This window comes from Fulvivirga sp. AWR4_260, assembly GCF_056158185.1.
In genome coordinates this window covers 1,099,855-1,115,558 of sequence record NZ_JBSWSU010000015.1, presented here as the reverse complement: position 1 = coordinate 1,115,558, position 15,704 = coordinate 1,099,855, and the positions used below count along the sequence as shown (strand labels likewise).

Annotated in this window: 14 protein-coding genes; 2 read left to right on the top strand and 12 right to left on the bottom strand. The window is 35.6% G+C overall.

Going from position 1 to position 15,704, the window contains the following annotated elements; translation table 11 throughout:
* Positions 1 to 169: 169 nt before the first annotated feature.
* The 4 genes from ACXACQ_RS11240 to ACXACQ_RS11225 form a co-directional block, all read right to left on the bottom strand.
* Positions 170 to 2,077 (bottom strand): tetratricopeptide repeat-containing sensor histidine kinase, encoded by a 1,908-nt coding sequence (locus tag ACXACQ_RS11240; RefSeq protein ID WP_474976043.1) that lies wholly within the window; start codon positions 2,075 to 2,077, stop codon positions 170 to 172.
* A gap of 1 nt (position 2,078) precedes the next feature.
* A complete protein-coding gene (locus ACXACQ_RS11235; protein ID WP_474976042.1) occupies positions 2,079 to 2,492 on the bottom strand; it encodes a hypothetical protein in 414 nt (137 codons plus the stop codon).
* Between the two features lie 253 nt (positions 2,493 to 2,745).
* A complete protein-coding gene (locus ACXACQ_RS11230; RefSeq protein ID WP_474976041.1) occupies positions 2,746 to 4,470 on the bottom strand; it encodes a M3 family oligoendopeptidase in 1,725 nt (574 codons plus the stop codon).
* A 25-nt stretch (positions 4,471 to 4,495) separates the two neighbouring features.
* A complete protein-coding gene (locus ACXACQ_RS11225) occupies positions 4,496 to 5,602 on the bottom strand; it encodes a 2Fe-2S iron-sulfur cluster-binding protein (RefSeq protein ID WP_474976040.1) in 1,107 nt (368 codons plus the stop codon).
* Positions 5,603 to 5,836: 234 nt separating this feature from the next.
* Here ACXACQ_RS11225 and purB point away from each other — a divergent pair, with 234 nt between their 5' ends.
* Entirely contained in the window at positions 5,837 to 7,180 is a 1,344-nt protein-coding gene (purB, locus tag ACXACQ_RS11220; RefSeq protein ID WP_474976039.1) for an adenylosuccinate lyase, read from the top strand.
* 13 nt (positions 7,181 to 7,193) lie between these two features.
* Here the strand turns inward: purB and ACXACQ_RS11215 are convergent, their stop codons facing one another.
* Together ACXACQ_RS11215 and ACXACQ_RS11210 are read right to left on the bottom strand one after the other, a co-directional pair.
* Positions 7,194 to 7,739 carry a hypothetical protein gene (locus tag ACXACQ_RS11215; RefSeq protein ID WP_474976038.1) on the bottom strand — a complete coding sequence of 182 codons (546 nt, stop codon included), beginning with the start codon at positions 7,737 to 7,739 and terminating at the stop codon, positions 7,194 to 7,196.
* Positions 7,740 to 7,741: 2 nt separating this feature from the next.
* Positions 7,742 to 8,152, bottom strand: a complete 411-nt coding sequence (locus ACXACQ_RS11210; RefSeq protein WP_474976037.1) for a hypothetical protein — start codon at positions 8,150 to 8,152, stop codon at positions 7,742 to 7,744.
* A gap of 121 nt (positions 8,153 to 8,273) precedes the next feature.
* Here ACXACQ_RS11210 and ACXACQ_RS11205 point away from each other — a divergent pair, with 121 nt between their 5' ends.
* On the top strand, positions 8,274 to 9,047 hold the full coding sequence (locus ACXACQ_RS11205; RefSeq protein ID WP_474976036.1) for a class I SAM-dependent methyltransferase: 774 nt from the start codon (positions 8,274 to 8,276) through the stop codon (positions 9,045 to 9,047).
* 13 nt (positions 9,048 to 9,060) lie between these two features.
* Here the strand turns inward: ACXACQ_RS11205 and ACXACQ_RS11200 are convergent, their stop codons facing one another.
* The 6 genes from ACXACQ_RS11200 to ACXACQ_RS11175 form a co-directional block, all read right to left on the bottom strand.
* On the bottom strand, positions 9,061 to 10,032 hold the full coding sequence (locus ACXACQ_RS11200; protein ID WP_474976035.1) for a glycosyltransferase family 2 protein: 972 nt from the start codon (positions 10,030 to 10,032) through the stop codon (positions 9,061 to 9,063).
* 5 nt (positions 10,033 to 10,037) lie between these two features.
* Positions 10,038 to 11,003, bottom strand: a complete 966-nt coding sequence (locus tag ACXACQ_RS11195; RefSeq protein ID WP_474976034.1) for a glycosyltransferase family 2 protein — start codon at positions 11,001 to 11,003, stop codon at positions 10,038 to 10,040.
* A gap of 2 nt (positions 11,004 to 11,005) precedes the next feature.
* Entirely contained in the window at positions 11,006 to 11,548 is a 543-nt protein-coding gene (locus ACXACQ_RS11190; protein WP_474976033.1) for a DUF4199 domain-containing protein, read from the bottom strand.
* A gap of 115 nt (positions 11,549 to 11,663) precedes the next feature.
* Entirely contained in the window at positions 11,664 to 12,230 is a 567-nt protein-coding gene (locus ACXACQ_RS11185) for a DUF4199 domain-containing protein (RefSeq protein WP_474976032.1), read from the bottom strand.
* Positions 12,231 to 12,260: 30 nt separating this feature from the next.
* Positions 12,261 to 13,532, bottom strand: coding sequence for a dihydroorotase (locus tag ACXACQ_RS11180; RefSeq protein WP_474976031.1), 1,272 nt, complete (start codon positions 13,530 to 13,532; stop codon positions 12,261 to 12,263).
* Positions 13,533 to 13,572: 40 nt separating this feature from the next.
* The gene (locus ACXACQ_RS11175; protein ID WP_474976030.1) at positions 13,573 to 15,582 is read right to left on the bottom strand and encodes a BatA domain-containing protein; all 2,010 of its coding nucleotides are present in this window, start codon (positions 15,580 to 15,582) and stop codon (positions 13,573 to 13,575) included.
* Between the last annotated feature and the right edge of the window lie 122 nt (positions 15,583 to 15,704).

The following is a 15,704-nucleotide window of genomic DNA, read 5'->3' as shown; positions in this document are numbered from 1 at the left end:
CCAATAAAATAAAAACAATTATTAAACCTTGGTGAAGCAATGAATTTAAAGGTGGAATTCCCTTCTGCATATATTGATTGGTATAATACTTAAGCACCATAGCCAAAATAACACCTTTAATGAAAAGCGATTTTAATTATTACACTGCTATAAATTTAGCCATAGAGGATTAAACATGAACTTCTTTTATTTCATGCTTCGGTAAGTATACGATAAAAGTAGCCCCTTCATTTTCTTTACTTTGAACGGCTACTCTACCACAGTTCATTTCAGTAAATTGCTGCACCAGCTGAAGGCCAAGGCCTAAACCTTTTTCTCCTTGCGTACCCCAAGAACGTTTGCTTCCTGCTAATTTAAATAAGCTTTCTACCTTTTCAGGGCTCATTCCAATACCGGTATCCTTCACCTTAATGGCAATTTCCTTTTCCAGTTCTTCTGAGCTTATTTCAATCTGTCCCCCTTCAGGAGTGAACTTTAAAGCATTATTTATCAGATTACGCAATATGGTATTAACACAATTTTGATCTGCCCACACCTGAGTACCCTCATCAATATTAGATATCAGCTCAATTTTTTTGGCCCTAGCCATATTGATGAACAATGACATTAAATCATTACTCATTTTCGACAAATCAACTACTTCAGGGTGATATGGAATATTACCCTCTTGAGACACTGCCCAATCCAGTAAATCATCCAGCATGGTACTAAGCTGATCTACTGATTTATCGAAATGTACATTAATTTCTTTTAATTCATTTATTTCGCCTGCATCGACAAACATTTTTATTAAACGAGACAATCCTTTAAAGGCATGTACTGGTCCTCGTAAATCGTGGGATATGATGGAGAAGAAACGATCTTTAGTTTTATTGAGCTCTTCTAACTGATCTCTTTGCGTTTCTATTTCTTCCTTCTGTTCATTGAGAAGTCTATTAGCTCGTTTCCTATGCTCATTATTTTTATAGAACATCACGGCTAAGGCACTAATAAGTAGCAGAACTATACCTAATGATGTGGCAACAATTTCTCTTCTGCGCTTTTCAGATTCTAGCAAATCTACTTCAGCTTGTTTTTGAGAAACCTCATACTCTGTTTGAAGAGTAGCCATTTCTCGAATAGCGTCCTCATTCACTACACTATCCTCATAAACCATATATTTATGCTGATAATCGTAGGCATTTTTAAAATCTTCTTTTTCTAAATATAATTCAGAAAGAGCAAAACTAGCATCTCTAATCTGCTCTTTTAAACCAAGGTCTTTAGCTAATTTATACGCATCCAAAGCATACGTTAAGGCCTTATCTACTTCACCTCTTTTTTTGTAAATATTGGAAAGTGAAATTTCATATACAGAAATAGGATAGTTATCATTATAATCTCTGAGAATCTCAATAGATGAGATCAATTTTTTTTCAGCCTTATCTAAACTCCCTTGCTCCTCATAAACAAGGCCTATATTTCCTTCATTGTATCCAATGACCCTATTTAAATGAAGTTTTCTAAACAATGCTCCAGATTCATCAAAATAAATTAGTGCTGAATCATACTCCCCCAACAGCCGAAAAACCTCTCCTTTATTCAATGTTAACAAAGCTATCTGTCTATCATTTTCAGTACTCTTATATGAATGCATAGCCTTATCATAGTATTCAATCGAAAGGCTATAGTTTTTTTGAGACTTATAAACACTAGCAATAGCATTATATACAGAAGCGAAATATTCCGCCCTATGTGAGTCATGCGCATATGATAGTGCCTCAAAAAGTGCCTTTAAAGCTTCATTAAGATCTCCTTTAGCCTTAAAAGAATAACCAATATTTAAATATGCTTCAGATTTAATATTATTATCAGTAGACATTTCAATAGCAATACTAGCGTATTGAATTCTTTCATCAGGGTTTGTATTTGACTTATATAGTTCCGTTAAAACCTTTACTTTTTCCGTAGTGGATAAGTTTTTTGAATAATATAATTCCTTTAAGCTATCAATTTTTGCATTTTGCCCAAAAGATAGAGAGCTAAAAAAAAGGCCTATAAATAGAAAAAGGCCTTTCAATAGCAATTCAAATCTCAAATCAACCGTTATTGTCGGAAGTTGGCTGAATTTCAACATCCGGATCAAAATAGAAATTACCTGCTCCATTTATTTTAAAATAAAAACCATAGCTAGACTTTGTACCTTTAGGATGATTTCCTACTTCACCAGTCCATGCTCCCTCCACGTCACCTTTTTCCGGACAAGGTTCAACTTTAAAGAAACCCTTTTCACCTTTGTCTTCAAATTTAGACAATTCTACGGTATCATCATTATTTATAGCTACTGGTTTCCAAGTAACTTTGCCTTCAGGTGGAACATGAGTAGTTAATTGCAATGTACCCTGTCCACTATCTTCCGTAGGATCATCATCCACCAAATATACAACAGGATTTTCAGGATTTTTTAAAGACGCCTGAGTGTCTACAATAATCAAAATATGTGCATCAGCCATTTCTATAGATTTATTATGTTTAACATTAAAATATTCACAATTCCAATGTTACATAAAAAGACATTAACATCAAATTTTTTACATCAAATAATTTAATTTTTTTAATATTAAAATGAACTTATATAGCGTTTTAATTAAGGCTTAATAAATTATATCACTTTTAGTAGATAAAATAAAGCATAAAAGGCTGATATTTAGACAAATACCAGCCTTTTCAGTATATTAAAATCTTGGCAAGAAATTACATCATCACCTATATTTTCTCTAATTCACTTTTCACAAACCCCATTAAATCAGCAATATACGATTTACTAAAATCAAACTTAATACCTGCTGCTTCATATACTTCTGGAATAGATCGTGTATAACCTAATTTCAAGGCATTCATGTAACCATTCACCCCCTTTTCTCTATCCTCCTTGAAATTTTTCCATACCGCTACAGCTCCAAGTTGTGCCATACCGTATTCAATGTAGTAAAAAGGAACTTCGTAAAGGTGCAACTGCTTCTGCCATAAGTAATCTTTATTGGTATTCAATCCTTCCCAATCCGTAATGTTATCGCTAAAATCCTCGAAGATTTTGTTCCATTCCCCAACTCTTTCCTCTTGTGAATGTTCTGGATTTTCATACACCCAATGCTGAAACCTATCAATAGTAGCTACCCATGGTAAAGTCTCTATAATCTGCTCCAAATGTTCACGTTTGGCTCGCTTCAAATCCTCTTCGTTATCGAAAAACAAGTCCCAATGATCCATGGAAATTAGCTCCATACTCATAGATGCTAATTCTGCTATTTCAGAAGGAGTATGTTTAAAATCAGTAAGCTCTAAATCCCTAGTTAAGAACGAGTGTACCGCGTGCCCACCTTCATGCAGTATAGTAACCATATCACGCAAAGTAGAGGTAGCATTCATGAATATAAATGGCACTCCAATTTCTGACAAAGGATAGTTATAACCACCGGGAGCTTTACCTTTTCTTGACTCTAAATCTAAATGCCCCATTGCATCCATAATAGAAAGGCACTGTCCTAAATAAGGATCTAATTTCTCAAAGCATTTAATTGTCTTTTCGGTCAATTCCTTACTAGAAGAAAATGGCTTTAAGGCCTCTTTATTCTCAGGATCAACCGCTTTATCCCACGGGCGAAGTTCATTTACATTAAGTGCTTCTTTTCTCTTCTCAGCCAATACATTCAACTGTGGCACTACTACCTCTTTCACAGACTCATGAAAGTCAAAACAATCTTGCGGAGTATAATCAAACCTCCCCATAGACTTGAACATATAATCTCTATAATTATCAAATCCTGCGTTTTGAGCGACTTTATGTCTCAACTCTATTAACTTAGAATACAAATCATCTAACTTCTCCTTATCCTCAAGTCTTCTGTTGGCTATTGCATGATAAACCTCTTCGCGCTTTGCTCTATCCGGAGACTGTAGGTTAACCGCTGCCTGCTGTAAAGTCTGCTCTTTACCATCAATTTCAACGGTCATTGCACCGTTGATTTGACCAAACTTTTGAGTTTCGGTTTGTATCTCTGTATAAAGCGGTATATTCTCTTCCCTGAAAATATCGAGCTCCTTTTTCAGGCTTCGAATCATTATATCATACCCTTCTTCCTTTTCTAGCTCTTTTAAAAATGGATTATCTACCACTTTTCTATTAAGCTTATCTGAAACGGGAGCAAACTTAGGCTGTATTTCCTGCACAAAATACTGATAAGCCTTTGTGTTATCTTCGTTGTCAGTATACCTTGTCATATTAATATACCGCCAACCAGCATCTTCTGATACTATTGCTTCTATTTCACTTCTATCTTTAAACCACTGTCTTAAATCAGAAAGTGAATTAATTTCTCTATCTAATAAATCCTGAAAGAATGGTGCTAAAGTGTCCCAATCGGTCACTTTAAAATCTTCGGGCACAAAGTGCCTCTCACCTCTTTCTGGTATAGCTATTTCTTTACTCATAAGTTTCTCATTTAGTCGTTATATGTTAACCTATTTCTATCACCACGTCATCAGTTAATGGATGACCTACACAAGTTAAAATATATCCATCTTTTAATTCTTCTTCTGACAGTCCTTCTTCTTCATCTAACTTCACTTTTCCAGAAACACACTTACCTCTACACGCAGTACACAAACCACTCTGACAGCTGTAAGGCAAATCAATTCCTAAGTCAAGTGCTTTATCTAAAATGGTCTCTCCTGGCTCTACAGTAAATTTATGTTCTTCGCCATCATATAGAACAGTCACTTCCTGAGTGCTCACCTCTCCAGCATTTTCCTTAGGCTTATCTAGTGTACCACTCACAAAACTTTCCTTGAACACTTTAGATGAGTCCACTTTCTGTTCCTGCAGTAAATTCTGAACGTTATTCATCATTCCCTCTGGCCCACACATTAAGTAAGTGGTCTTATCAATGCCCCAGTTAGGAATACGATCAAAAATTCCTAAAAGCATATCATGGTTTAACAAGCCAGAATGCCCTTGCCAGTTCATTGGAGCCTCATCTAACACATGTACAATTTGCAGCCTTCCTTCGTTTTCAGTCTGAAGTTGCTCTAGCTTATCTTTGAAAATAATGCTAGCTTCATTTCTATTACAATAAATCAAAGAAACAATACTATCAGGCTCCTGAGATAATAACGATTGTGTAATAGACATCATAGGAGTAATTCCACTTCCTCCGGCAAACATCACTACATGTCTCTTATTCACAGAATCAAACTCGGTTGTAAAGATTCCCATAGGAGGCATAATTTTCACCACATCACCAACCTTTAAATTATCGGGCAACCAGTTAGATACCAGCCCTCCTTCTACACGCTTTACAGTTACTGCTAATTTCTCATCTACATAAGGCGATGAGCATAGAGAATAAGCTCTACGAACTTCCTTTCCTCCAATTTCCAGTATAAGTGTTAAAAACTGGCCTGCTTTATAGGTCAAAGCTTGTTCTGGGTGATCAAACACAATCGTAATTGCGTCTGCAGTTTCCTGAACAATATCATTAACTGTTAGATGATAATATTTAGCAGCTGAATCATTAGCTGGTTTTGATTCTTTTTTCTTTTTTCTAAAAAAGCTGAATGCCATTGAATTAAATATTTATTCCTTGTAATACCTTTATTTTAACAAGCCACACCTCAAATGTAAGCCAAAAGAAGACTGCTGTCCGCTAATCAAACGTACATGAAGGCAGATAAGTTTTCGTCTATTTTCTATGGCAAAACTAACCAAATTAGAAAAAAGGAAGGCGAATTACTCCATTAATTGCCTGCCGGTCACGGGTATTTTATTATTTTTGCGATCCTAAATAATCACATTTTCATGGAATTAAATACACTTACAGCTCTTTCACCTATTGACGGAAGGTATAGAAGGCATACAAAAGACCTTGCTCCGTTTTTATCTGAATTCGGACTAATTAAATACCGGGTATGGGTAGAAATCGAATACTTCATCGCATTATGTGAACATGGTGTACCTCAGCTCAGTAATTTTGATCATTCTTTATTCGATACGTTAAGAAAAATTTATACTGATTTTTCTGAAGCTGATGCCAACACCATTAAGGAAACAGAAAAAGTCACCAACCATGATGTGAAGGCTGTAGAGTATTTCATTAAAGAGAAATTTGATGCTTTAAATATTAGTGAGTTCAAGGAATACATCCATTTTGGACTTACTTCTCAGGATATTAATAACACAGCAATTCCTCTTTCTCTCAAACATTCATTAAACAACTGCATTTACCCTGCTTTGCAAGAGGTTCACGACCAATTAAAGCATTATGCAGAGGAATGGAAAGAGATTCCAATGTTAGCAAAAACTCATGGCCAACCTGCATCTCCCACAAGATTAGGAAAAGAGTTTATGGTTTTTGTTGAAAGAATAGCTAAACAACTAGCATTACTAGATACTATACCATTCTCTGCTAAATTTGGTGGCGCTACAGGAAATTTCAATGCTCACCATGTAGCGTACCCTGACACTGACTGGATTGAGTTCGGCAATCAATTTGTAAAAAACTACTTAGAGTTAGAAAGAAGTAATCCTACCACCCAAATAGAGCACTACGACAATTTAGCTGCACTTTTTGATAACCTAAAAAGGATCAACACTATACTTGTAGACTTAAGTAGAGATATTTGGCAATACATTTCTAGTAACTACTTCAAACAAAAAATTAAAGCCGGAGAAATTGGTTCTTCTGCCATGCCACATAAGGTAAATCCTATTGATTTCGAAAATGCTGAAGGTAATTTAGGTATAGCCAACGCGGTACTAGAGCACTTATCAGCTAAGTTACCTATTTCAAGACTACAAAGAGATTTAACTGATTCTACTGTTTTACGTAACATCAGCGTACCTCTTGGGCATATGATTATCGCTTTCAAATCTTTAAATAAAGGATTAGGCAAATTAGAATTACATGAAGCTGCAATCCAAAATGACTTAGAAGAAAATTGGGCTGTAGTAGCTGAAGCCATCCAGACTATACTAAGAAGAGAAGGGTTCCCTAAACCTTACGAGGCGCTTAAAGATCTTACACGCACAAACGAAAAGATCACTGAGAAAACGATTAAAAGCTTTATAGAAACCTTAAACGTGGAAGAGCCTATAAAAGAAGAATTACGAAAAATTACTCCTTACAACTACACAGGATTATAAAACAAAAAAGGCTTCAGAGAACTGAAGCCTTTTTTATTAAAATATCTTCTACCCGTTTCTTTAGTTCTTTGTTTCTCAAATCGAAATCCCTCAGCAACACCCTCCGGAAAACATAAACCAAAATACTGCCTGGTATCAGCGCAACACAAGCTCCAATAGCCCCTGCAATCCTTAATCCTCCAGGAATCAAGGCAAATGGTCCAACTTTAGCGACCGTTAAACAAAACCCTGATATCATAAATGGAATAAGCACACCATATTTAATGTATTTCCCTACAGAAGTAGACTCATTGATTTCGATTTCTAAAATATCATTGGTTTGCAAATTCCAGCGCAAATCAATCTCTACACCTATACTTTTGCCTTTACTGATATTAATGCAATGAGACCATTCAACAGTAGGAATACTGACAGGCTTACTTTTAACAAAAAACTCCTCTCCAAATTCCTTTTTCAAACACTGTAGCAGGTCGAGCACTTTGGAGTGCAACATATCCTTATCAGACTCTTGAGGAGCTTTAATTAACCTGTGCACAATTACAATTTCGCCAACGCTCATATTTAACCCATAAAATCACCGGTTTGCTGGCGGCAATTCTTTTTACCTTTATTCAATTTAATCTTCCAAAAAGGCCCATTTTTAAACAGGATACCAAGTTTAGCTCCAAAATTATGTAGCCACCTCTGCATATCTGATTTATTGCCCGGCTGGCCTTTGGGCTGCACTACATATTGAAACCCCATGGCGGCTGTTAGGTCATCCATACATCTATTGCCTTGCAATAAATTATTCGCATTGGATTTAATGATTTGAATAAGATGTTTTTGCTTATACTCCTTATGCTTTGGCCTATAAGTAGGGGCGGTATTTGTAGTGCCTGTATCTCCAAACTCCAATTCCTCCTGAGCATGAGCCATTTGCCCAAGCAATAAAAAAACCAACATACTCACAGCAAGTATCAATACCTTCATACACCAAAGTTATCACAAATTATATTTTGCACATATTCTCCCTAACTTCAATCATCAACCTTTAATAGAAAACAATTTATTTCTAAATAAAGGCTGGCATTATTTATATTTGCCTCACTTTATGAAAAAAATCATCAGTTATACCATTCGCTTTGTCCCTAGGAAATACCTTCAATTAGTAAGTGCACCGGCACTAAAAGTTGCAGGGCTATTCTTAAGAGGGAATAAATATACATGTCCTATAAATAATAAGAGTTACCGGAAGTTTCTCCCTTATGGCAGAATACACCCAAGAGCCAATGCATTATGTCCAGATACGCAATCGCTCGAAAGACATAGATTAATATGGTTATATCTGAAAGAAAAGACTAATTTCTTTAAAGAAAAACTTCACTTTTTACATATAGCTCCTGAAGAATGCTTTATGAAAAAGTTTGAAGAGCAACACAAAGACGGCTACATTACAGGAGATATAGAGTCCCCATTAGCCAAAGTAAAAATGGATGTACATGCCATTCCTTTTGAAGACAACACCTTTGATGCTGCCATGTGTAATCATGTAATGGAACATGTAGATGATGACATAAAGGCTATGAGTGAAATTTGTCGTGTATTAAAGCCTGGCGGATGGGCCATTATTCAAGTTCCATTTTTTCCGCCACTACCGGAAGTCACCTTTGAAGACAAATCTATTACCAACCCACGAGAACGCGAAAAATATTTTGGCCAGGATGACCATGTGAGACTCTATGGAGAAGACTACTCTAAAAGATTGCGCCAAGCTGGCTTTGAGGTAAAAGAAGATGACTTCGTACATCAACTTCCGAAAGAAGATGTGGAAAGGTATGCATTACCTAAAAACGAAATCATATACTTCTGTACTAAGCCTGAATAACTTCAGGCTTTTTTTATTTATCCAACATCTTTCTCTTGGCTTCGGTCATAAAACCTATGCCATACGCAAATAACTGCGTAAAAGCTGCAGCTACACTTAAAAGAGCCACTATCACATTCTTTTCACGCCCTAATGAATCTATAAACACAAGACTCAAAAAAAAGGTGTACAGAAATGCTGCAAACAAGAATAGCTTATAGCTTATCAAAGGCAACAAAATCATGGCAAAGACCCCTAAAGTAAATACAGCCGGAAATGTATGAACCAGTTTTATTTCTGAGGGGTAAAACCTACTTATGTTTATTCTTGCTCTACCAAAAAAGTGCAACTGTTTATAAAACTGTGATAGGTTAGTCCTTCTCTTATGATACACATAAGCGTCTTCTATCAACCCTGTTTTAAACCCTTTCTCTATAATACGAATACTAAACTCAATATCCTCTCCCATCCGGGTGATGATGTAACCCTCGGTAGCTTCATAAACCTCTCGGGAAATGCCCATATTAAAACTACGTGGATGAAAAGCGCCTACCCTCTTCTTGCCTCCTCTAATACCTCCAGTGGTAAACATCGATGTCATAGAACAACTGATCGCTCTTTGCATCAATGTAAAAGATTTTAAAGCACTGTCAGGTCCTCCGAACGCATCTAAATGATGCTCATTGAGGTGTGCATCTACTGCAGCAAAATAATGCTCAGGAATTATACAATCAGAATCAAATACAATAAAATAATCGCCCTTAGCTCTATCATAGCCAAAGTTACGACTAAAGCCCTGCCCTGAGTTTTCTTTAAAGTAATAAGTAATGTCCAATTGAGAAGCATAAGACTCTGTAATGGCTTTACATCTTTTAGCCTCTTCAGATCCATCTTCAACCACAATTACTTCAAAATTAGTGAAGGTTTGCTTAGTGAGACTGAGCAGCAACTCATCTATTTCATCAGGCCTGTTAAAAACAGGAATAATTACCGAATAAAAACGCATAATACTTACTGAATACCGATTTTCTCTATAACTAAGTATTCATTATTAGATTGAGACTTCATAGCCATCATTTCTGCAAGAAAACCTGTCAAAAAGAGCTGACTCCCCACAATTAATGCTACCAATGCCAAAAAGAATAAGGGTTGATCTACTACATCGCGGGCTATCATACCATTATAAATACGGTATAATTTATCTCCAATAACGTACATAGTTATCAATAAGCCACTCATAAAAGATAATGTACCGAGTGTACCAAAGAAATGCATCGGTTTTTGCTTAAACTTAGATACAAAAGTAATTGACAATAGATCTAACAACCCTACAATACGGGTTACACCAAATTTGGTATAGCCGTATTTTCTGGCCCTATGATCCACTACCTTTTCACCTATTTTGGAAAAACCGTTCCACTTCACTATAACAGGTATGTAGCGATGCATTTCTCCATATACCTGAATATTTTTCACTACTCGATTATGATAAGCTTTTAGTCCGCAATTAAAATCGTGAAGTTTGATTCCGGAGATCCAACGCGTTATTAAATTAAAGAATTTTGAAGGTATCGTTTTTCCTAGCGGGTCATGACGCTTTTTTTTCCAGCCTGAAACCATATTATAGTTTTCAGATTTTATCATGTTATAAAGTGCTGGAATTTCGTCAGGGCTATCTTGTAAATCTGCATCCATGGAAATCACTACTTCTCCTTTGGCTTTTTTAAAACCGGTATTTAGAGCAGCTGATTTTCCGAAATTTCTATTAAATCGTATACCCTTTATACTAGGATTTGCAAGTGATAGCTTTTTTACTACATCCCATGATGTATCTTGACTTCCATCATCTACAAGTATTATTTCATAAGTAAAACCGTGCTTGGTCATTACACGGTCTATCCAATCACATAATTCTGGCAGCGATTCTTCTTCGTTATATAAAGGAACCACTACAGAAATATTCAATTCATATGGCATATTTACAATTCAAACTCTGGGTTATTTTTCTTTGTGAACGCAGTCACAATCAAAGATAGTATAAAACCTCCAAATAATCCTCCAAAAATTACAGTGCCGAACATAATCTCAGGGGTCATTATCAACTCATTCACCTTCATTGCAGCATCTATCTGACTATCGGTCATACCTTTATCCTTGTATAATTCTAACTGAGTATCTTTCATTACATCCAAATATCCAGTATCATAAAAGGTAATATAAAGGTAAAAGAAAATAGAGCTTATCAACGATGAAATAGTAACCTCTAAGGTCCCTAGAAGCAAGCCTTTTCCATACGCCATATAACCATCACCACTTTTCTTGTACTCGTTATGACATAAAACTATACTTAGTATAATAAGGACATAATTTAAAACACTCCAGGCTGAGTTGCCTTGCATACTCAACAAGTTGGTAAGGATAAAGAAAAAGATACCAACTAAGCCAAAAATAACTCCATACTTAAAGGCGATGGCTTTTACAGAAGGTTGTTCTATTATTTCGGGTTGATCAGAGTCTAGCATAACTATAGTTAATTGAGTTTAAATAGTATTATATTACAATCCTCAATGTACTTTTTATTAAGTCACGCCTCAATCTCAATCTCACATATGGCCAGAATAAATGGTAAGTGGTCAATTAAGCTTTTCGCTTAAACCTATCTTCGGTTCGTCTTAAAATAACTGATAATAAAATAGTTATAAAAAATCCAATGAAACAACTTTTAACCAAATAGTCAAAAGCCAACACATACGATTTAGTATCATTCTTAAGCATGGCAATCTGCTGATTAAATGTCTCTTCCGAAATACTTACTTTGCCATGCAACAATTCATCTTTATCCAACATCATCCCCTTTATAGTACCATCTATATAACCTTGCATAAAATCAGGCACAAAAGCAGCAAAACCAATCACAAATAAGCCAACAAGTACACCTATAGTAAGATAGATGATAAAACCGATTAACATTCCTTGCCAAAAATTCAGCAAACCATTATTGTAATATTGCTTATATTCTTTTATTGCAAAAAACACAAACAGCCCAAAAAGAAGGATCCTGAAATCGTACATTGGGGGAATTAAAAATGGATGCCTGTTGGTATAATACATTACCACAATTAAAAGCATGCCCACGAAAGCCCCAAAAAAACCATACTTTAATGGTATTTTAAAAAATGGGCGTATATTATTAAATAAACTCATATTTCAATAAAAAATTAACCAACTATACCTTTACAAAGCCTCATCTAAATAAACCTTCTCTTTATTAAAAGTAGCTAAGGTTTTACCATGAATAGCTTTATTCCAATAAGGAGAATTTTGTGATTTAGAAAGGTTTGTTTTTGAATTTAACGACCACTCAAATTTAGGGTCAAACAAAGTTAAATTAGCATACTCTCCCATTTCAATTACTGGACTAGATATGTTGAGTATATTTCTGGGGTTAGTAGTTACTGCTTTTATTAGCGTTTCAATATCTACATACGCCATTAACTTAGCTATATTATGAGCCACAGTTTGTAGTCCGATTATCCCAAAATCGGCCAAATCATACTCCAGCTTCTTGCACTCTTCATCGTGCGGCACATGACTAGACACCAACACGTCTATCACCCCTTCTTTTAAACCTGCTATCAAAGCCTGATTGTCATCATCCGTTCTAAAAGGAGGATTCACTTTATAATTGCTATCAAAATCCATGAGAGCATCATCATTGAAGTCCGTCTGGTATGAAGCAATATCACAAGTTACATTTAAGCCTTTCTCCTTTGCAGCTTTGATAAGCTCAACAGACTTGGCTGTAGAAATATTGGCAAAATGTATTTTGCCTCCAGCATACCCTAAAAGGTCTACATCTCTCTTTATAATGATCTCTTCCGCCAAATTAGGCATTCCTTTCATGCCCAACATAGTGCTATTTACGCCTTCATTCATCACCCCAAACATATTTAAATGTATATCTTCGGGCTTATTAATCAGCAACCCATCAAATTTCTGAAGGTACTGAAGCGTTTTCAAAACAATATCGGTGTGCCATATAGGTATTAATCCATCTGAAAAGGCCACTGCTCCAGCATGGTGTAAATCCACCATTTCCGTAAGTTCTTCTCCTTTGGTATTTTTTGTTACTGCTGCTATAGGAAAAAACTCAGTAATACAATCGTGATGCACTCCTTTGATGTACTTTACATCATTTTTAGTTTGAGTGACAGGAGCATTATTAGGCAAAATGGCCACACCTGTAAAACCACCGGCTGCTGCTGTAGCCGCACCACTATCCAAATCTTCTTTATGTTCAAAGCCAGGATCAGCCAAATGAGCCCGCATGTCAAACCAACCCGAAGTTAAATACATCCCCTCAGCATCAATAACTTTATCAGCATCGGGTTCATCAGCCCCTATGTAATTAATTTTACCGTTTTCGATGACTACATTTACTTCTTTTCCATTAAAAGAAGATGTTTCGCTAACGATCTGAGCAGACTTTATAAGTATTTTTTTCATTGGATTATATATTCACTCAAGGGCTTTAGCCCATTTAGGGCTATCTTAAAAATCGTATTAATAAAACTTCAACTACTAAAAATAGTAACGCCAACAAAATGGCATACTTCCATAATGCCTGGCCTACATATTTACTCTCTAATGTTTTTTCGAAATCTGATTTATCAGCAACATCTATAATTTGAACGTTTCCTGATATCTTACTCAAAATATCATCATTACTAAGTACGCTGAGATCAGACTCCTCGGGGGAATTATTAAATGCTAATGTACCAATTTGTAATCCTTGATATATAACATCATAAAATCCAGACTTTAATGTAAACTTTGGAACCTCCAGTTTCACTTCGTTACCCACAAAACGTTGTTGAGGAATCAGTTCGGTATCTCCTTGTTTTAATTTGATGACATTATCTGCCTGTAAACTATCTAATGAAACAGAGACCTTAGCATCATCTATATAATGATATAAATTAGATTTTTTTGTAGCACTCTCTGCTGCCAGCCTATACATTACGGGCACAAAAACGGCATGAGATTGAAATGTACTGAATGAAGAAGCTAAAGGAGAGGCCAACACATAAACGGCTCCTGCTCCACGTGACTTCATGCTTAGAAATGGAGTACCTGTTTTAAAACTTAAAAGCGAAGATCTATCTATCCCCAACTGCAGCACAGGCCGCGCTTTAGGCATGACAAACGAAGGGTTTTTCTCTTCAAAAATATTAGCAAAGAATGGGTTACTGAAATCAGGTGTATTCAAATCACTCATTGCAGCTGAGTCTGCCAGCTGCACTCCTTCAAGACCTATGATGCTTTTATAGTTGTCCAAAATTGGATGTGCTGAAGGGATTATAAACACATGCCCATTATTTTGAACATATTTATTGAGTGCAATAGCTAGAGAAGCATCAATATTATCCAAACCATTTATCACAACTAAATCGGACAATGATATTAAACCATAATCTACATTTTCAGCAGTGTAAGATTTAAAATTGAACAAATCCTCATTCGCATATACACTTCCTATTGGTGTAGAAGCTGTATTTGATTTAATTTCCAGAACGTTGATTTCAGGGTTGCCGTTAATTGTAAAATAAAAATCGTTATCAAAAGTGACCGGAAAATCTTCAAAGCTGATTCTACCCCTACTATTTTTATTCAGGTTAAAAGCGAGATCAAATGTAGCCTTAGTTTCATCATTTGCATCTAGGTTAATAGATGAAGTGGCTGACTGAATATCATCAATGAACACTTTAACACTTAAATCACTTATTGATTTTGGTCCTATATTCTTAAATACTACATTGAGTTTAAGCTTACCATCACCTATTAAAAAAGGATTATCTAAATAGACAGAATCAACATACACGTTATTCTTATTACTAAACCTTACCGGCACCAAATTAACATGATAGGTGCTGTCAAATTTAATATCAGCATTGTTACCAGCCGTTGAAGATTGAAAATCGCTAATCCAAAACACCTCACCACCTTTTTTAGTAGAGGACATGGTATTTAAAGTAAGGCGATTATACACATCTTCAATGCTTCGTGTTACGCCACTTACATTTACTTCAGTTATATAATCCTGAACATCTTGCTTGCTCTTGTCAGTATGAGAGAAATTATCAAAATCATTGGTAACTAATTTATATTGCTGCGAGGCAGGAAAAACGCTCACCAATTGATTCACATAAGAAACTGATTCATCAAAGACCGAAAGCCCCTCCTCCTTTTCATTAGTGGTGCTTAAAGAGTTATCCAAATAAATAAGTGTTCTTTCAGATGTATTTACATCTTCTTCGGAAGGGATGAATGGCTGCGCAAAAGCCATTACCAAAAAGAAAATTGCGAGTAGCCGAGACGCCAAAATCAGGTAATGCTTTAATTTACGCTTAGCACTACTTTGGTCTTTTACTTTTCTAAGAAAACGAGTGTTAGAAAAGTATACCCTTTTTGTTTTCCTGAAATTAAACAAATGAATGATGACGGGAATCGCCAGCGCCAAAAGACCATACAGGAATTGGGGGTATAAAAAGTTCATCGCCTACAAAAGTAGAAAAAAACAGTGAATGATATACCCAATATCCTGAGACTTTAACACTGAATTAAAATCAGTAAAATAGCTTCCCTTTAAAAGAAGAAAGGCAGCTTCTCGAAAGAAAA